This is a genomic window from Bradyrhizobium paxllaeri, assembly GCF_001693515.2.
Taxonomy (GTDB): domain Bacteria; phylum Pseudomonadota; class Alphaproteobacteria; order Rhizobiales; family Xanthobacteraceae; genus Bradyrhizobium; species Bradyrhizobium paxllaeri.
This window is the reverse complement of record NZ_CP042968.1, coordinates 4,549,094-4,566,437: the sequence shown is the minus strand read 5'-3', so window position 1 is coordinate 4,566,437 and position 17,344 is coordinate 4,549,094. Positions and strand designations below refer to the sequence as shown.

The 17,344-nt window shown below is 63.3% G+C and carries 14 protein-coding genes and 2 pseudogenes; 12 read left to right on the top strand and 4 right to left on the bottom strand.

What is annotated here, in order from left to right:
• The first annotated feature begins 120 nt into the window (after positions 1-120).
• The 9 genes from LMTR21_RS21800 to LMTR21_RS40170 all read left to right on the top strand — a co-directional run bounded on the left by LMTR21_RS21800 (position 121) and on the right by LMTR21_RS40170 (position 8,947).
• Positions 121-438 (top strand): FtsB family cell division protein, encoded by a 318-nt coding sequence (locus tag LMTR21_RS21800; RefSeq protein ID WP_065754751.1) that lies wholly within the window; start codon positions 121-123, stop codon positions 436-438.
• Between the two features lie 216 nt (positions 439-654).
• Positions 655-1,680, top strand: a complete 1,026-nt coding sequence (pdhA, locus tag LMTR21_RS21795; RefSeq protein WP_065754752.1) for a pyruvate dehydrogenase (acetyl-transferring) E1 component subunit alpha — start codon at positions 655-657, stop codon at positions 1,678-1,680.
• 30 nt (positions 1,681-1,710) lie between these two features.
• Positions 1,711-3,102 (top strand): pyruvate dehydrogenase complex E1 component subunit beta, encoded by a 1,392-nt coding sequence (locus LMTR21_RS21790; protein ID WP_065754753.1) that lies wholly within the window; start codon positions 1,711-1,713, stop codon positions 3,100-3,102.
• 6 nt (positions 3,103-3,108) lie between these two features.
• Positions 3,109-3,414 (top strand): DUF5076 domain-containing protein, encoded by a 306-nt coding sequence (locus LMTR21_RS21785; RefSeq protein ID WP_065754754.1) that lies wholly within the window; start codon positions 3,109-3,111, stop codon positions 3,412-3,414.
• A gap of 2 nt (positions 3,415-3,416) precedes the next feature.
• Entirely contained in the window at positions 3,417-4,757 is a 1,341-nt protein-coding gene (locus tag LMTR21_RS21780; protein ID WP_065754755.1) for a pyruvate dehydrogenase complex dihydrolipoamide acetyltransferase, read from the top strand.
• A 146-nt stretch (positions 4,758-4,903) separates the two neighbouring features.
• The gene (gene lpdA, locus LMTR21_RS21775) at positions 4,904-6,322 is read left to right on the top strand and encodes a dihydrolipoyl dehydrogenase (protein WP_065754756.1); all 1,419 of its coding nucleotides are present in this window, start codon (positions 4,904-4,906) and stop codon (positions 6,320-6,322) included.
• A 120-nt stretch (positions 6,323-6,442) separates the two neighbouring features.
• The gene (locus tag LMTR21_RS21770) at positions 6,443-7,684 is read left to right on the top strand and encodes a threonine synthase (RefSeq protein ID WP_065754757.1); all 1,242 of its coding nucleotides are present in this window, start codon (positions 6,443-6,445) and stop codon (positions 7,682-7,684) included.
• Positions 7,685-7,717: 33 nt separating this feature from the next.
• On the top strand, positions 7,718-8,686 hold the full coding sequence (locus LMTR21_RS21765) for a tripartite tricarboxylate transporter substrate binding protein BugD (protein ID WP_065754758.1): 969 nt from the start codon (positions 7,718-7,720) through the stop codon (positions 8,684-8,686).
• Positions 8,687-8,782: 96 nt separating this feature from the next.
• Positions 8,783-8,947 (top strand): hypothetical protein, encoded by a 165-nt coding sequence (locus tag LMTR21_RS40170; RefSeq protein WP_187399161.1) that lies wholly within the window; start codon positions 8,783-8,785, stop codon positions 8,945-8,947.
• A 128-nt stretch (positions 8,948-9,075) separates the two neighbouring features.
• Here the strand turns inward: LMTR21_RS40170 and LMTR21_RS21760 are convergent, their stop codons facing one another.
• Positions 9,076-9,972 carry an SDR family NAD(P)-dependent oxidoreductase gene (locus LMTR21_RS21760; RefSeq protein WP_210250528.1) on the bottom strand — a complete coding sequence of 299 codons (897 nt, stop codon included), beginning with the start codon at positions 9,970-9,972 and terminating at the stop codon, positions 9,076-9,078.
• A gap of 26 nt (positions 9,973-9,998) precedes the next feature.
• Positions 9,999-10,089, bottom strand: a pseudogene (locus LMTR21_RS21755) (ISAzo13-like element transposase-related protein); the annotation flags it as partial.
• Positions 10,090-10,142: 53 nt separating this feature from the next.
• Between LMTR21_RS21755 and LMTR21_RS41855 the strand changes: the two are divergent.
• A pseudogene (locus LMTR21_RS41855) lies at positions 10,143-10,255 on the top strand (ISAzo13-like element transposase-related protein); the annotation flags it as partial.
• Here LMTR21_RS41855 and LMTR21_RS21750 read toward each other — a convergent pair.
• On the bottom strand, positions 10,254-12,467 hold the full coding sequence (locus LMTR21_RS21750; protein WP_065756461.1) for a transglycosylase SLT domain-containing protein: 2,214 nt from the start codon (positions 12,465-12,467) through the stop codon (positions 10,254-10,256). The pseudogene LMTR21_RS41855 and the gene LMTR21_RS21750 sit on opposite strands and share 2 nt — an antisense overlap.
• Positions 12,468-12,883: 416 nt before the next feature.
• Positions 12,884-13,843 carry a calcium-binding protein gene (locus tag LMTR21_RS21745; protein ID WP_065756462.1) on the bottom strand — a complete coding sequence of 320 codons (960 nt, stop codon included), beginning with the start codon at positions 13,841-13,843 and terminating at the stop codon, positions 12,884-12,886.
• Positions 13,844-14,714: 871 nt separating this feature from the next.
• Here LMTR21_RS21745 and ilvD point away from each other — a divergent pair.
• Together ilvD and LMTR21_RS21735 are read left to right on the top strand one after the other, a co-directional pair.
• A complete protein-coding gene (gene ilvD / locus LMTR21_RS21740; protein ID WP_065756463.1) occupies positions 14,715-16,439 on the top strand; it encodes a dihydroxy-acid dehydratase in 1,725 nt (574 codons plus the stop codon).
• On the top strand, positions 16,426-17,271 hold the full coding sequence (locus tag LMTR21_RS21735) for a tetratricopeptide repeat protein (protein ID WP_065756464.1): 846 nt from the start codon (positions 16,426-16,428) through the stop codon (positions 17,269-17,271). Before ilvD ends, LMTR21_RS21735 begins: the two co-directional genes overlap by 14 nt.
• Positions 17,272-17,344: the final 73 nt, after the last annotated feature.

The following is a 17,344-nucleotide window of genomic DNA, read 5'->3' as shown; positions in this document are numbered from 1 at the left end:
AGCAATCCAGTCTTTCTTTCCGCGGTGAGATGGATTGCTTCGCTTCGCTCGCAATGACGGGGGGCCAATGAAGCCCCCGGCCTTAGCATTCCATTAACCGGACCGTCGCATCTTTGGCGCATGGTCTCCCGCACCCGATTGAAATCCATCCTGACCGGCCTCGCCCTCTACACGGTGGCGGCGTTGATGGTCAGCTATTTCGGCATCAACGCCTATACCGGCAAATACGGCCTGAACGCGCGCCAGGAGCTCGATCAGGAGATCATCGCGCTCACCTCGGAACTGGCGCGGTTGAAGCGGGAGCGGGCAGAGGGCGAGCAGCGGGTATCGCTCTTGCGCTCCGACCGGGTCGACCCCGACATGCTGGACGAGCGCGCGCGCTTCCAGCTCGACTACGCCAATCCGCGCGACCTGATCCGGACCATCAAGCCGAACTGATTTTCAAGCCGGTGTCATCAACAGCGCAATTGTCGGCACGATACTTCCGTCCCGGTCCGCAAATTTCAAAAAACTGCAAAATCAATTTCGAAAATGTCCCGCCACGTTGCAGTGCGGCATAGCAATATTTTCTCCAGCGCACGCAATCCTTTCACGGCGGTTTGAGTTGGGATAGAGAGGGCTGATCCCGTCTCTCTTCTCACCCCCGGAATTGCCATGGCTGCACCCAAGAAAAGCGTCGTCGCGAAGGAAGCTGGACAGGAGAAGGCAATCGAATCCCCACCGGAATTCACCAAGGCGCAGGAATTGGGTGCGCTGCGGGACATGCTGCTGATCCGCCGCTTCGAGGAGAAGGCCGGCCAGCTCTACGGCATGGGTGCGATCGGCGGTTTCTGCCACCTCTATATCGGCCAGGAAGCAGTCGTGGTCGGGATGCAGATGGCCCTGAAGCAGGGCGATCAGGTCATAACTGGATACCGTGATCACGGCCATATGTTGGCTTGCGGGATGTCCGCCAACGGCGTCATGGCCGAACTCACTGGCCGCCGCGGCGGCTACTCCAAGGGCAAGGGCGGCTCCATGCACATGTTCAGCATGGAGAAGAATTTCTACGGCGGCCACGGCATCGTCGGCGCCCAGGTTTCGCTCGGCACCGGCCTTGCTTTCGCCAACCGCTACCGCGGCAACGACAATGTCTCGCTCGCCTATTTCGGCGATGGCGCCGCCAACCAGGGCCAGGTCTACGAAAGCTTCAATATGGCGGAGCTGTGGAAGCTCCCGGTGATCTATGTGATCGAGAACAACCGCTACGCCATGGGCACCTCGGTGTCGCGCGCTTCCGCGCAGTCGGATTTCTCCAAGCGTGGCGCCTCCTTCAACATCCCCGGCAAGCAGGTCGACGGCATGGACGTCCGCGCGGTCAAGGCCGCCGCGGATGAGGCGGTCGCCTGGTGCCGCGCCGGCAACGGCCCCTTCATCCTGGAGATGCAGACCTATCGCTACCGCGGCCACTCGATGTCGGACCCCGCGAAATATCGCACCCGCGAGGAGGTGGAAAAAGTCCGGCACGACTCCGACCCCATCGAGCAGGTGCGCAGCCGCCTGCTGGCTGCCAAGGTCACCGAAGAGGAATTAAAGAAGATCGACGCCGAGGTCCGCGAGATCGTCAACGCCTCAGCCGATTTCGCCCAGCGCGATCCCGAGCCCGATGTGTCCGAACTCTGGACCGACATCTACCGCTAAGCGCAAGCCCCAAAAGTATCCGGAGCTACCATGCCGATTCAAGTTCTGATGCCTGCGCTGTCGCCCACGATGGAGAAGGGCAACCTCGCCAAATGGCTGAAAAAGGAAGGCGAGACCATCAAGTCGGGCGATGTCATCGCCGAGATCGAGACCGACAAGGCGACGATGGAAGTCGAGGCGACCGATGAGGGCACGCTCGGCAAGATTTTGATTCCGGAAGGCACCGCCGACGTCGCGGTGAACACGCCGATCGCGATGATCCTCGCTGATGGCGAGAACGCGGCCGAACTCGCGAAGGCGCCGGCGCCCGCTGCCAGGGCCGCGGAATCAGCGCCGCCGGTAGAAGCGAAGGCGGAAGCGCCCCAGCCCAAGGCCGCACATCATCCGACAGCGCCGGTGTCCGTCAGCGAGCCGGAGCCGGAAGTGCCCGCCGGAACCGAATTCATTACCCAGACCATCCGAGAGGCCCTGCGCGATGCGATGGCCGAAGAAATGCGACGCGACGGCGACGTCTTCATCATGGGCGAGGAAGTCGCAGAATATCAGGGCGCCTACAAGGTCACTCAGGGACTGCTGCAGGAGTTCGGCGCGCGGCGCGTGATCGATACGCCGATCACCGAGCACGGCTTTGCCGGCGTCGGCGTCGGTGCGGCGATGACGGGGCTGAAGCCGATCGTCGAGTTCATGACCTTCAACTTCGCCATGCAGGCGATCGACCAGATCATCAACTCCGCGGCCAAGACGCTGTACATGTCGGGCGGCCAGATGGGCTGCTCGATCGTGTTCCGCGGGCCGAACGGCGCCGCTGCCCGCGTCGCCGCCCAGCACAGCCAGGATTACTCGGCCTGGTACTCGCAGATCCCGGGCTTGAAGGTGATCGCGCCGTTCTCGGCCGCCGACTACAAGGGGCTGCTCAAGGCCGCGATCCGCGATCCCAACCCGGTGATCTTCCTCGAAAACGAGGTGCTCTACGGCCACACCGGTGAGGTGCCGAAGCTCGACGACTACGTCGTGCCGATCGGCAAGGCGCGCGTGGTGCGCAAGGGCAAGGACGTCACCATCGTCTCCTGGTCGATGGGCATGACCTATGCGCTGAAGGCCGCGGACGAACTCGCCAAGGAAGGCATCGAGGCCGAGGTGATCGATCTGCGCACGCTGCGCCCGATGGATACCGAAACGATCATCGCCTCCGTACAGAAGACCGGCCGCGCGGTGACGGTGGAGGAGGGCTGGCAGCAGTCCGGCGTCGGCGCCGAGATTGCCGCCCGCATCATGGAGCACGCCTTCGACTATCTCGATGCGCCGGTGGCGCGGGTGTCCGGCAAGGACGTGCCGATGCCCTATGCGGCCAACCTCGAAAAGCTGGCATTGCCGTCCGTCGCCGAGGTGGTCGCGGCCGCCAAGGCCGTTTCGTATCGGTAGGCCCAGATGGCCGGTCCCAGCGAACAGCCGTTGCCGCCCGACGTCATGGGCCGTGACGATGCCGTCGAGGTCCTGCGAGCGTTCGTCGTCGATGGCGGGCTCTCGATCGCGTTCCAGCGCGCTTTCGAGGAGCCTGACATGTGGGGCTTGATGCTGGTCGATATCGCCCGCCACGCTGCCCGCGCCTATGCGCGCGAGAGCGGCTACACCGAGGACGAGGCGCTCGCGCGCATCGTCGATATGTTCGAAGCCGAAATCAACCGGCCGACCGACACGGGCTCCACCACGCCGCGGTCGCAACAAGGTCACTGACAATGCCGATCAACATTTTGATGCCCGCGCTGTCGCCCACTATGGAAAAGGGCAACCTTGCCAAGTGGCTCAAGAAAGAGGGCGACAAGGTCAAGTCCGGCGACGTGATCGCGGAGATCGAGACCGACAAGGCGACGATGGAGGTCGAGGCGGTCGACGAGGGCACCATCGCCAAGATCCTGGTGCCCGAGGGCACGCAGGACGTTCCGGTCAACGACGTGATCGCGGTCATGGCTGGTGACGGCGAGGACGTGAAGGCGGCGAGTGCCGGTGCCGGCGCTGCGCCCGCAGCAAAACCCGCCGAGGCTCCCAAGGAGGCGCCGAAGCCTGCCGCTGCAGCACCTGCGCCTGCCCCGGCGGCAGCGCCCGCACCGGCGCCTCAAGCAGCGGCGGCGCCATCCAAGGGCAACGGTCACGCCCGCATCTTCTCATCGCCCTTGGCCCGCCGTCTCGCCAAGGACGCCGGCATCGATCTCTCGCGCATCACCGGCTCCGGCCCGCATGGCCGCGTCGTCGCGCGCGACGTCGAGGACGCGAAATCCGGCAAGGGCCTGAAGGCTCCGGGCGCCGCGCCTGCGGCGGGCCCGGCCCTCGCGCCGTCGATGTCGGATAAGCAGATCCTGGCGCTGTTCGAAGAAGGGGCCTACGAGATCGTGCCGCATGACGGCATGCGCCGCACGATTGCCCAGCGTCTCACCGCCTCGGTGCAGACCGTGCCGGTGTTCTACCTGACGATGGACTGCGACATCGGCAAGCTGCTTGTGGCGCGCGAGGAGATCAACGCGGCTGCACCGAAGGACAAGGAAAAGAAGCCCGCCTACAAGCTCTCGGTCAACGACTTCGTCATCAAGGCGATGGCGGTGGCGCTGCAAAGGATTCCGAATTGCAACGTGAGCTGGACCGAAGGCGGCATGCTCAAGCACAAGCATTCCGACATCGGTGTGGCCGTGGCGATGCCCGGCGGCCTGATCACGCCGATCATCCGCAAGGCGGAGACCAAGACGCTGTCGACCATCTCTTCCGAGATGAAGGATTTTGCGGCGCGCGCGCGGGCGCGCAAGCTGAAGCCGGAGGAATATCAGGGCGGCACCACCGCGGTGTCGAATCTGGGCATGTACGGCATCAACCACTTCACCGCCGTGATCAATCCGCCGCATGCGACGATCCTCGCCGTTGGCACCAGCGAGGAGCGCCCCGTGGTCCGCGACGGCAAGATCGAGATCGCGCAGATGATGAGCGTGACGCTGTCCTGCGATCACCGCGCCATCGACGGCGCGCTCGGCGCCGAGCTGATCGGCGCGTTCAAGCAGTTGATCGAAAATCCTGTCATGATGATGGTGTGAGGCGAGGTAACCCGCACCGTCATTGCGAGCGCAGCGAAGCAATCCATCTCACCACCGGCAGGCTGGATTGCTTCGTCGCAAGGGCTCCTCGCAATGACGACATAGGCAGCAAGTCCGGGCGCACGATGGGAACGAGCGAGTAGCCAATGGCCGACACATCCTTCGACGTCATCATCATCGGCTCCGGCCCCGGCGGCTACGTCACCGCGATCCGTGCGGCGCAACTCGGCTTCAAGACCGCGATCATCGAAAAATCCTATCTCGGCGGCATCTGCCTGAACTGGGGCTGCATCCCGACCAAGGCGCTTTTGCGCTCGGCGGAAATCTACCACTACATGCAGCACGCCAAGGATTACGGCCTTTCCGCCGAGAAGGTCTCGTTCGATCCGAAAGCCGTGGTGCAGCGCTCGCGCGGCGTCTCGAAGCGGCTGAACGACGGCGTCGGCTTCCTGATGAGGAAGAACAAGGTCACGGTGATCTGGGGCGACGCCTCGATCGATGCGCCCGGCAAGGTGACCGTGAAGAAGTCCGCCGTCGAAGCGCCGAAGGGGACGCTGGGCGAGGGCGCCTATCAGGCCAAGCACATCATCATCGCCACCGGCGCGCGGCCGCGCGTGCTGCCGGGGCTCGAGCCTGACAAGAAGCTGGTCTGGACCTATTTCGAGGCGATGGTGCCGGATCGGATGCCGAAGTCGCTGCTGGTGGTCGGCTCCGGCGCGATCGGCATCGAGTTTGCGTCGTTCTTTCACACCATGGGCGCCGACGTCACCGTGGTCGAGGTACTGCCGCAGATCCTGCCCGTCGAGGACGCGGAGATCGCGGGCCTTGCGCAAAAACGCTTCGAGAAGATGGGCATCAAGATCCTCTCCAACACCAAGGTGACGAAACTGGAGAAGAAGGCCGACAGCGTCGTCGCCACCATCGACGACGGCAAGAAGCCGCAGACGGTCGAATTCGAACGGGTGATTTCCGCGGTCGGCGTGGTCGGCAATGTCGAGGGCCTCGGGTTGGAGAAGGTCGGCGTCAAGACCGACCGCGGCGTTGTCGTGATCGACGGCTACGGCAAGACCAATGTCCCCGGCATCTACGCTATTGGCGATGTCGCCGGCCCTCCGATGCTCGCCCACAAGGCCGAGCACGAGGGCGTGGTCTGCATCGAGGCGATCAAGGGCCTGCATCCGCACGCCATGGACAAGAACCTCATTCCCGGCTGCACCTACTGCCACCCGCAGATCGCCTCTGTGGGCCTGACCGAAGCCAAGGCGAAAGAAGGCGGCCGCGAGATCCGCGTCGGCCGCTTCCCCTTCGTCGGCAACGGCAAGGCGATCGCGCTCGGCGAGGACCAGGGCCTGATCAAGGTGATCTTCGACAAGAAGACCGGGCAGTTGCTCGGCGCGCACATGATCGGTGCGGAAGTGACCGAACTGATCCAGGGCTATGTGGTCGCTATGAATCTGGAGACGACCGAGGAAGAACTGATGCACACCGTCTTCCCGCATCCGACGCTGTCGGAGATGATGAAGGAAGCCGTTCTCGATGCTTATGGCCGCGTGTTGAATATGTGACGCCGCCGTCATTGCGAGCGAAGCGAAGCAATCTACCTGTCCGCTTGCGGCACCATGGATTGCTTCGCTGCGCTCGCAATGACGAATACGAAGACCACGTAACAAGAAAGAAAACCAGGCGTGAAAGACAACGACAACCTCATCATCGAACGCCCGACCTTCGTGACCCATCTCGAATGCGCGATGGAAGGCGATCGCTACGAAGCCGACCAGATCCACAACCTCTCCAAGGCCGGCAAGCCGCTCTTGGTGCGCTACGACCTCGCCGGCGTGAAGAAGGCGTTGACGAAGGACGCGCTAGCACAGCGCCCCGCCGATATGTGGCGCTATCGCGAACTGCTGCCGGTGAGGAAGGTCAGCGACATCGTCAGCCTCGGCGAGGTCATGACGCCGCTGATCAGGCTGCCGAAGCTTGCGAAAAAACTCGGCGGTGGCGAGATCATTGTCAAGGACGAGGGCCGGCTGCCGACCGGCTCGTTCAAGGCCCGCGGCCTCGTGATGGCGGTGTCGATGGGTAAGGCGCTCGGCATCAGGCACATGGCGATGCCGACCAACGGCAACGCGGGCGCGGCGCTGGCCGCCTACGCCACCTCCTGCGGCATCAAGACCACGATCTTCTGCCCCGCCGATACGCCCGAGGTGAACGTCAGCGAGATCGAACTCCAGGGCGCCACCGTCTATCGCGTCAACGGCCTGATCGATGATTGCGGCAAGATCGTCGGGGAAGGCAAGGCCAAAGCCGGCTGGTTCGACACCTCGACGCTGAAGGAGCCGTACCGGATCGAAGGCAAGAAGACGATGGGCCTGGAGCTTGCCGAGCAGCTGGGCTGGGAGATGCCTGACGTCATCTTCTACCCGACCGGCGGCGGCACCGGCCTGATCGGCATGTGGAAGGCGTTCGCCGAACTGGAAGCGATCGGCTTCATCGGGTCGAAGCGCCCGCGGATGGTCGCGGTGCAGGCGTCCGGCTGTGCGCCGATGGTGCGTGCTTTTGAAGCAGGCACCGAGCACGCGCCGCGCTGGGAAGATGCGCACACCATTGCGTCGGGCATTCGCGTGCCGCAGGCGGTCGGAGATTTTCTGATCCTGCGCGCCGTTCGTGAGAGCAAGGGCTTCGCCATCGCGGTCCCGGATGAGAAGATTTCTGCTGCGCTCAACGAAGTCGCGCGCGAGGAAGGGCTGCTGTTGTGTCCGGAAGGGGCGGCGACGTATGCTGCCTATCAGCAGAGCCTCGCCGAGGGCCGCGTGACGAAAAACGATCGCGTCATGCTGTTCAATTGCGCCACGGGGCTTAAATATCCGCTACCGCCGGTCACGCGCACGCTCGATCGACACAAACCGATCGACTACGCGAAGCTCTGACTGTCACGCGGCTGAATGTGATGGGAGCACGAGATGCGAAAGATCATTCTGGCCGTGATTGCAGGGTTGGCGTTTGGCAGTGTCGCAACCGCCCAAAACTTCCCCTCGCGCCCCATCACCATCGTCGTGCCGTTCTCGGCCGGCGGGCCGTCGGATGCGATGGCGCGGATCCTCGCCGAACGCATGAAGGTCACGCTCGGCGAGCAGGTCCTGGTCGAGAACGTGACCGGGGCGGGCGGCTCGGTCGGCGTCGGCCGCGCGGTTCGCTCAGCGCCTGACGGTTACACGGTCAGCTTCGGCCATCTCGGCACCCACGTCGCCAATGGCGCGATCTACAAGCTCGGCTACGATCTCGTCACCGATCTCGAACCGGTCGCGCTGTTGCCGAGCAATCCGATGATCATCGTCAGCAAGAAGGCGGTTCCCGCAACGTCGCTGAAGGAATTTCTGGCGTGGCTGAAGGCGCAGCCGACGCCGGCGACTGCGGGCACGGCGGGGGCCGGCTCCGGCAGCCATATCGCCGGGCTCTATTTCGAGAACGTCTCCGGCATCAAGCTGCAATATGTGCCGTACCGCGGCACCGGTCCCGCGATGAACGATCTCGTCGCCGGCCAGATCGACATGATCGTCGACCAGACCTCGAATTCGATCGGGCAGGTGCGCGCCGGCAACATCCGTGCTTACGCCATCACGGATTCCAAGCGCGTCGAATCCGCCTCCGACATCCCGACCGTGGACGAAGCGGGGTTGCCGGGATTCCACATGACGCTGTGGTCAGGCCTTTGGGTGCCCAAGGGCACGCCAAAGGACGTCGTCGCAAAGCTGAATGCCGCGGCGGTTGACGCCCTGAATGATCCGGCCGTGCGCAAGCAGCTCGAAAACCTCGGTCTGCAGATGCCGCCGAAGGACAAGCTCACGCCCGAAGCCCTCGGCGCCTGGCAGAAGACCGAGATCGAAAAATGGTGGCCGATGATCAAGGCCGCCAACGTCAAGGTGGACTAGCTCCGGATGCGCGCGCGGACGAATGTGCAAGACCGGGGACGGGGAACCTACCGGTAGCGCGGACGTTAGCGCTCCGATACGTATACGGAGCGCACAATGGCTGACAATGACAACCGAGCCAAGGGCACAATCGGACTCATTCTCGGCGGAATCATCGCGGTGGCTGCCGCGGCATTCATTCTCACCGGCGGGGAATTGGGCGGGGTTAAAGAAGTGACTAGCGATTCTGACCTTGCGCCGGTCGCGCCCGGAAAGAAATAGCGTGGATCACCAGTTCGTCATGTGCGACTGGGTCCCACTGGACCCCCCAGTTTGAGCTGATGGGAGCGACATCATCTCCAGGACGTAACGTCGTTCCTCAAGACTTCGCCCTTGCAGGTATCTTGTATCTACGCGTCGCCAATACTGGGCTCGAACGCACCAGGTTCGAAGAAGCCCTTGATCGATTCGACCTTTGCGTAGTTCTCGGCGATGCTCTCGGGTGTCAGATGTGCGTCGTAGAAGCCAGGTCCCATAACGATCGCGATACGTTGGATTGCTCCGGCTCCCACGTTGTAGATGTTGTTCGTCTCCGAACAACTATCGCTTGCCAGCCAGACGATCGCTGGCGCAGCAGCCTCAACCGGCATGGTGGTTTTTCCATCTGCCTCAGACAAGCGGGATCCCGCAGCCGGGTGCATCCTCGTGTACCCGACTGGGGAAATGGTATTCACGAGAATCCCGTGCTCAGCACCTTCAATTGCAAGAATGCGCATCAGTCCAACTACTGCGCACTTCGCCGCCGCATAGGTGGCTTGGCCACGCAGTCCGAACAGGCCGCTGACTGACGTCGTGAGGACGATCTTCCCGTAGCGCTGAGCGACCATATGCGGCCAGGCCGCCTTCACCGTGTTAACCGGCCCGCCAAGGTGCACGCGCCAATAGTGATCGAAATCGTCAAGGGTGGCATCCTCGAATAGCTGGCTTCCGCAGATACCAGCGTTGTTCACGAGAAGGTCTATTCTCCCGAAATGCTCGATGGTCGTCGCGATCAGGTCACTGCCACCTTCAGGGGTGGAAACGTCGCTGTCATTCGCGATTGCCTCGCCTCCACGTGACCGAATGAGGTCGGCCACCTGTTCCGCTATCGTGGAGTCCTTCCCGGATCCCGATACGTCGGTGCCCAGGTCGTTCACCGCGACCCGGGCACCGCGTTCGGCGAGAAGTTCGATGTATGCCCGCCCCAGCCCGCGGCCTGCCCCAGTTACAACCGCGACCTTCCCCTCCAACGAAATTCGTTCAGTCATCTCGCTATCCTCTTCCGACAAGATTCAACTAAGGGCTTGCCGCGCCAGTTCTGGCTGATGAAGGCGAACATGCGATGCTCGATGCGGTTCCACTTGCTGGGTACCGGGCGGGTGGTGGACGATGCGGCTGGCCAGGCCAGTTTGATGCGATCGAACGCTTCCGACGGGGCGGCCAACCGGCGATCTCTGTCGACACCAAAAAAAGGAACTGGTCGGTGACTTCAAGAACAGCGGCCGGGAGCTGCGGCGCAAAGACCGGCCCCAAGCTGCCCGTCACAACTTCACCGGCCGGCGGCCGCCTCGGAGGTCGGCAGCGGCGCCGCATTCACTTCCTGCGTGTTGACGCGCTGGTCGGCCTTCGACGCCACCGCGGTGTCGCTGCCAAACCGCACGCGGTAGACCGCCAGATTCTCCATCACCCGCTGGACGTAGTTCCGCGTCTCCGAAAACGGAATGCGCTCCACCCAGTCGACCGGATCGACCGTAGGGTTGCGCGGATCGCCATAGGCCTTGACCCAGTCCCGCACCCGGCCCCTTCCGGCATTGTAGCCGGCAAAGGTCATGATGTGATTGCCCTTGTATTCGCTCAGTAGCGCGCTCAGTTCGGCGGCACCCATCTGCGTATTGTAGACCGGATCGGAAACCATCCGGTCCCAGTCGTAGCTGATCCCAAAGCGCTTCGCGGTATCGCGTCCTGCTTCCGGTGTCACCTGCATCAGGCCGACTGCATTTGCCGGAGACTTGTCGCGCTGGTCGAACGCGCTCTCGGTACGCGCCACCGAATAGATGATGCTGCGCTCGATCTCGGGAGCGACCTGGCGGTGCGGCGGAATCCCGATGATGGGAAACGCGTAATGGTCGAGCCGCAGTCCGCGGCCGAGCGAAGGCTTTCCGACCTGCAGCATCGCGCGGGCGTCGTTGCGGCGGCCGGTGAGCTCGCCGAGCGCTTCGAGCAGGACAACATCAGTGCTTTGCTCGCCGAGATCGGCAGCAAAATAGAGCACGACATCGCGCTCGCCGATCTCGTAGAGCATCTCGGCGGCGCGCACGCGTTCGTCCGTGGCGGAAGCATCGGCGGACGCGAGAACGGGTGAGGGCGCGCGTAGCTCGATCTGGTCACGGCCAATCCTGGCGCGCGCGAGCTGCCCGTAATAAGCGGTCGGATAGCGGGCGGCCGCTTCATAGCTCAAGCGCATCGCATCCGCCTGGCCAAGGGCTTCGGCCGCGCGTCCGCGCCAGTAGTTCGCACGCGACAGCACGGTCGGATTGACCTGCCCCTCATCGATGCGGGCGAAATGCCGGGCCGCCGTGGCGGGGTCGTCGAGGTAGCGCAGGGCTATCCAGCCGCACATGAAGTGGTAGTCGGACCGGTAGTATTCATTGGCCGGCAGCGCGGCGGGGCGGATCACATCGTAGGCCGTCTGGAACTTGCCGTCATCGAGCAGCTTGCGGGCGAGCATGCGCCGTTCGCGCCACCATTGATCGGTGTCCTGCAGCGCCATGGTCTCGGGCGCCGCGGCCAGCATCAGGCGGACCGCATCGTCAATGCGCTTTTCGGCGAGCATCCACTGGATGCGGCAAAGGGTGTAGCCGAGATCCTGCCGTGCCTCGACGGCGACATCGTCGAGTGCATCCTTCGCCTTGTCTGATTTTCCCCTGACCGCGGCACAAGCCTTCACGATTGCAAGCTCGTCGTCGCCAAGCCGCCGCGCGGCGCGCTTCGCGCCGTCGAGATCCTTGGCGCCGATGCGCCTGTCCATGCGCGCGCGGTGGTCATCGCGATTGAGAAAGTCACGGAACGTCTCGAGCACATCCGTCTCCAGGCGCTCCGACAGTTCGTCCGATCGCCATGCGTCGCGTACCAGCCTGGCCGCGCCGTCTCGATCGTTCTCTGCCAGCAGCACGCGCGCCAGCGCCAACTTGCCCTTGGCATAGGTGGGCCGATCGCTGGTGAAGCCGCGGACCGTTGCCGCATCGCTGCGCTGCTCCCACAACCGGGCCTCGGCGCGCCGGCGCAGCAACGCCGCACTCGGCCATTCCGGATTAGCGGCGAGGAATGCCGCGTAACGGCCGAAATTCGCTATCGTGGCCGGGTGGCGCAGGATGAACCACTCGACGAGCTTTTGCGCCCCCGGATCCGCGATCCTGTTCCTGACGTCGGTCGCCTCTTCGGTCTTTGCCTTGCGCGCGAGCTCGATGGCTTCCTTCACCAGCGCGAGATCGCCCGTCAGGGGAGCGATAGCCTCCTTGGGAGCAGGCGGAGCCTTCGACGGCTTCGCCTTGCGTTGTGCGGAAGCGTGCTTGGCGTGCCGGCGTTTTCCGGACGCCGCGCTGCGATGGGGGCGAGCCTCTTTCGCCACGGGCGACTTCTTGGTCGCTTCGTGCGCTTTCTGGGCATGTGGCTTATGGCTGGCCCGCGCGGTCGCATCCGTCGAGAAGAGAGTGAGTCCAGCTAGCGTGAAAAAACAAGACAGCGAGCGCAAGCATCGGTTCATTCCATGGCCCCCCTGCGAAACCCACGTCACAAACACTGTCGAAAACCAAGAGATCGCGTGATGCGTGTGGCCCGAACTGTTCGAAAGATTGCCACAACTCACAAGATGCAATTGTCGCGTCTACACAACAAACACGCGCAAAATGAGGCAGATGGAACCCGACGAGTTCCAGCGTAGCGGCGCGCACGTGCTCACCCGATAGGCGACTTGTCCGCCGTAGTTCAGCGACATCCGGGATGGTAGCCCCGCATGTCGCTCATGTCGCTTCACCCATGCGGGCTACTTGCCGGATGGCTTAAAGAGAACGCTTCGACGCAGTCCAGCGCCCGGCGACGCTGCAATCGACACCGGACGCTGGAGAACAAGGGCGGCCGGGAGGCGGCCCTCGTCCGTGATTGTGTCTTGTTGTTTTCGGCTTAGCCGTACATGGCCATGTTGGCCATCGCGGTGGCTTCGTTGTGGTGGCCGCCGTCGGTGCCGCCATTGGCCAGGATGCCGTCGTCCTCCAGATCGAAGTGCACGCCGTCGGCGAGTTCGCCGACCTTCTCGTAGGCGCCATACACCGTCTGGGTCACGGCGATATCGTTTTTGTTCACGAGGTTGCCGTAGACGGTGATAGTGCCGAGCAGATCCTCGTCATGCGCGCCGGCATTGCCCTGCTGGCTGATGACGGTGATCACGCTGTAGTCGTTCCTGCCGTCGCCATTGCTGTCCTTGTGCTGGATCGACTTGACTTCGGCGGTGTGGCCGGAGATTTCGATCTTGTCGCCCTGGGCGCGGTTGAAGTCGCGGATCACGTCGTTGCCGATGCCGTCGACCCAGTGGTCGTGGGTGGCGTTGTTCTCGCCGGTCACGCCAACCCAGTCGATGGTGCCGTCGGCATTGACATGCTTGGCGACGATCTCCTCCTTGGCGTTCACGTTCATCTCGAAGCGGAAGGTGTCAGACCCGCTGCCGCCGGTGATGGTGTCGTTGACCGCCTTGAACGCCGCCGATTCGGCCGCGAAGATCCGCGTCGTGCCGTCCTGGGCCGCGACCATTTCGCCGGAGTCCGAGCGGCTGAGCAGGACGTCATTGCCGGTGCCGCCATCCATCCGATCTGCGCCGAAGCCGCCGACGAGAAGGTCGCCGCCGGAGCCGCCCGTGAGGGTGTCGTTACCCGAGCCGCCCCACACCTTGTCGTCGCCGGAGCCGCCGTTGAGCGTGTCGCTACCGGCCATGCCGGCGAGGGTGTCTGCCTTGGCTCCGCCGAACAAGGTGTTGTTGGCCGTTGTCCCGTTCAGATGATCATGGTCGGCGCTGCCGCCGCCGAACCTGGCGAAAATATCTTCGAAGCGGCCGTCATCGAAGAATCTGTTCAGATTGAAGCGTGCCATTATTCAAACCTCTTACTCAGAGGCCTCACGAACTAGAAACGATCACGGACTTTGGGAAAGCCTCGCGTGATGCGCGGGAAGGACGTGAGGCAGGATCCTTCACTCGCATCGAAGGAAGAACAGGAAAACGGGCCGGTGGCTGGACGTGCGCGCGGCAGATTTGCGTTTCGCAGGGGCAATATGGTGACGCGAAAGGCATCACTGCGACCGATCTTCCGCGCGTCCGTCGAATTGTGTCGGCGATCAAAACCGCTGCGACAAGTTACGTACGGCGTTGTTTCATCTCGGCTATCAACAGATCAATTCGTTGATGCGCATCTATCGCGACAAGGATCACGCGTGACGAAAAACTGACGCAAAAAGTGCCGACCGCACAATGTTGACGCGATCGCTTCGAACGCAAGCGCGCGAACTTTCAGCGCGCTGCAATTGCCGAAGACGCGCGTTCGAAACGATTCGATGCTGCAGCGCTTGTCGTTCGAATGGCGTTTGCGCCCGCATGTCGAACGTCGAAATTCGATGGGGTGGGAGGAGGCGGGGGCGACGGCAACGGCGGAGAGACATTCCTGTCGATCGCTCCGAGGTTGTATGCGGCGAGGGCCCCAGGCTCTCGAATCAAGGGGCGCCTACCCGGAACCGGGCGATACGGTGGCATTGATAAGTCCGAATAATGGTTGCCGCCAAGCCACGATTGTTGCGAGGTCGCAACAGTAAGGGAAGATTTGGTTAACCACCCCGGCCGCCTCTTGCTTGCGCCGCTATTTAGCCACACCCCTTCATGAAACCATTTCTTTCAAAGCTGATTGGCCCGAAGGCGACGGGAAATTGCTCCCGAGACCGATAAGGAGATGGCTGGAAACAGGTTCCGCGGATGGACGCCAAGACCGACATCAAGAAGAGGTTGCCGAGCCGTCACGTGACGGAGGGGCCGGAGCGCGCTCCCCATCGGTCCTATCTCTACGCGATGGGTCTGACCACCCAGCAGATCCACCAGCCTTTCGTCGGCGTCGCGTCCTGCTGGAATGAGGCCGCGCCCTGCAACATCTCGCTGATGCGCCAGGCCCAGGCGGTCAAGAAGGGCGTCGCGGCCGCCGGCGGCACCCCGCGCGAATTCTGCACCATCACCGTGACCGACGGCATCGCCATGGGCCATGACGGCATGCGCTCATCACTACCGTCGCGCGAATGCATCGCCGATTCGGTCGAACTGACCGTCCGTGGCCACGCCTACGACGCCCTGGTCGGGCTGGCCGGCTGCGACAAGTCGCTGCCGGGCATGATGATGGCAATGGTCCGACTCAACGTGCCCTCGATCTTCATCTATGGCGGCTCGATCCTGCCGGGCAATTTCCGCGGCCAGCAGGTCACGGTGCAGGACATGTTCGAGGCGGTCGGCAAGCATTCGGTCGGCGAAATGTCGGATGCCGACCTCGACGAAATCGAGCGGGTGGCCTGCCCCTCAGCCGGTGCGTGCGGTGCACAATTCACCGCCAACACCATGGCGACGGTATCCGAGGCGATCGGCCTGGCGCTGCCGTATTCGGCTGGTGCACCAGCGCCTTACGAGATTCGCGATGCGTTTTGCGCCGCCGCCGGCGAGAAGGTTCTGGAGCTGATCGCAGCCAACATCCGGCCGCGCGACATCGTCACCCGCCGCTCGCTGGAGAACGCGGCGGCCGTGGTTGCCGCCTCCGGCGGCTCGACCAATGCTGCGCTGCACCTGCCGGCCATCGCGCATGAATGCGGCATCAAGTTTGACTTATTTGACGTCGCCGAAATCTTCAAAAAGACTCCTTATGTCGCGGATTTGAAGCCAGGGGGCCGTTATGTTGCCAAAGACATGTTCGAGGTTGGCGGCATACCGCTTCTGATGAAGACGCTGCTCGACAATGGCCACCTGCACGGAGATTGCCTAACCGTCACGGGCCGTACGATCGCCGAAAACCTCAAGAGCGTGAAATGGAATCCGCACCAGGATGTGGTGCGGCCCGCCGACAACCCGATCACTGTTACGGGAGGCGTTGTTGGGCTGAAGGGAAATCTCGCTCCGGAGGGTGCGATCGTGAAGGTCGCGGGAATGTCGAAGTTGAAATTTACCGGTCCTGCCCGCTGCTTTGATCGGGAAGAGGACGCCTTCGATTCCGTCCAGAAGCGAACCTACAAGGAAGGCGAAGTCATCGTGATCCGGTACGAGGGGCCGCGCGGCGGTCCCGGCATGCGGGAGATGCTCTCGACCACGGCGGCGCTGACCGGGCAGGGGATGGGTGGCAAGGTCGCCCTGATCACCGATGGCCGGTTCTCCGGCGCCACCCGCGGCTTCTGCATCGGCCATGTCGGACCGGAAGCTGCCGTGGGCGGTCCGATCGCCCTGTTGCAGAATGGTGACATTATCGAGATCGACGCCGAGGTCGGGACCCTTAACGTAAAATTGACCGACGCCGAACTCGCCGAACGTAAAACCAAATGGGTGCCTCGACAGACTAACCACACGTCGGGTGCGCTGTGGAAATATGCCCAACAAGTTGGGCCGGCGGTGGACGGGGCTGTGACCCATCCGGGTGGTGCGCACGAGAAACAGTGTTATGCGGACATCTAGGCGTATCATTCTTGCGTTGATGCTGGGGGCCACGCCGGTGGCCGCTCCCGGATTCGCATTTGATGGCGCGCCGGTGAAGCCGGACGCCACGCTGCCCATGATGAACCAGCCGGCTGCCGCGCAGGCTGTCACGGCCCAGGCTCTGAAGAAGGCCCCTGCCTCCGCGCCGACGGCGACAGCGGTCGCCGCGCCCTCCCTCAACTCGCTGCAGTACGCTGCCGAGGGCGGCCATCCCGTGGCGCAGTGGAAGCTCGGCCGGATGTATGCCGATGGCAATGGCGTCGTGCAGGATGACCTGCGCGCCTTCGAATATTTCAGCCGCATCGCCAACGCGCATGCCGAGGACAGCCCGTCGGCGCCGCAGGCGACGATCGTCGCCAACGCCTTCGTGGCGCTGGGGCGCTACTACCTCAACGGCATCCCGAACTCGAAGATCAAGCCGGACACCGATCGCGCCCGGGAGATGTTCTCCTATGCTGCGTCCTATTTCGGCAACGCCGACGCGCAATACGATCTGGCGCGTCTCTATCTGAAGACGCCGGACGCCTCGCGGGACGACTTCCGCTACGGCGCGCGCTGGCTCGGCCTTGCTGCCCAGAAGGGCCAGCATCAGGCGCAGGCCATGCTCGGCCAGATGCTGTTCAACGGCGACCGGCTGCCGCGACAGGCCGCCCGCGGCCTGATGTGGCTGACACTGGCGCGCGACAACGCCGCGCCCGAAGAGACCTGGATCCGCGAAAGCTACAACCGCGCTTTCGCCAAGGCCTCCGACGACGACCGCGCCACCGCGCTGCAGATGCTCGAGCACTGGGTGCAGGGCAAGCGGGACTGACGGCTCGAACACTGCCGTAGGGTGGGCAAAGCGCAGCGTGCCCACCGTTCACACCAACGATTTCCGAGAGATG

Bases quoted from the DNA above. Each gene is read 5' to 3' on its own strand.
- LMTR21_RS21765 (WP_065754758.1), top strand. From the start codon at position 7,718: ATGCGAAAGATCATTCTGGCCGTGATTGCAGGGTTGGCGTTTGGCAGT.
- LMTR21_RS40170 (WP_187399161.1), top strand. From the start codon at position 8,783: ATGGCTGACAATGACAACCGAGCCAAGGGCACAATCGGACTCATTCTC.
- LMTR21_RS21750 (WP_065756461.1), bottom strand. From the start codon at position 12,467: ATGAACCGATGCTTGCGCTCGCTGTCTTGTTTTTTCACGCTAGCTGGA.
- LMTR21_RS21745 (WP_065756462.1), bottom strand. From the start codon at position 13,843: ATGGCACGCTTCAATCTGAACAGATTCTTCGATGACGGCCGCTTCGAA.
- LMTR21_RS21735 (WP_065756464.1), top strand. From the start codon at position 16,426: ATGCGGACATCTAGGCGTATCATTCTTGCGTTGATGCTGGGGGCCACG.
- LMTR21_RS21760 (WP_210250528.1), bottom strand. From the start codon at position 9,972: ATGACTGAACGAATTTCGTTGGAGGGGAAGGTCGCGGTTGTAACTGGG.
- pdhA (WP_065754752.1), top strand. From the start codon at position 655: ATGGCTGCACCCAAGAAAAGCGTCGTCGCGAAGGAAGCTGGACAGGAG.
- LMTR21_RS21785 (WP_065754754.1), top strand. From the start codon at position 3,109: ATGGCCGGTCCCAGCGAACAGCCGTTGCCGCCCGACGTCATGGGCCGT.
- LMTR21_RS21780 (WP_065754755.1), top strand. From the start codon at position 3,417: ATGCCGATCAACATTTTGATGCCCGCGCTGTCGCCCACTATGGAAAAG.
- lpdA (WP_065754756.1), top strand. From the start codon at position 4,904: ATGGCCGACACATCCTTCGACGTCATCATCATCGGCTCCGGCCCCGGC.
- LMTR21_RS21800 (WP_065754751.1), top strand. From the start codon at position 121: ATGGTCTCCCGCACCCGATTGAAATCCATCCTGACCGGCCTCGCCCTC.
- ilvD (WP_065756463.1), top strand. From the start codon at position 14,715: ATGGACGCCAAGACCGACATCAAGAAGAGGTTGCCGAGCCGTCACGTG.
- LMTR21_RS21790 (WP_065754753.1), top strand. From the start codon at position 1,711: ATGCCGATTCAAGTTCTGATGCCTGCGCTGTCGCCCACGATGGAGAAG.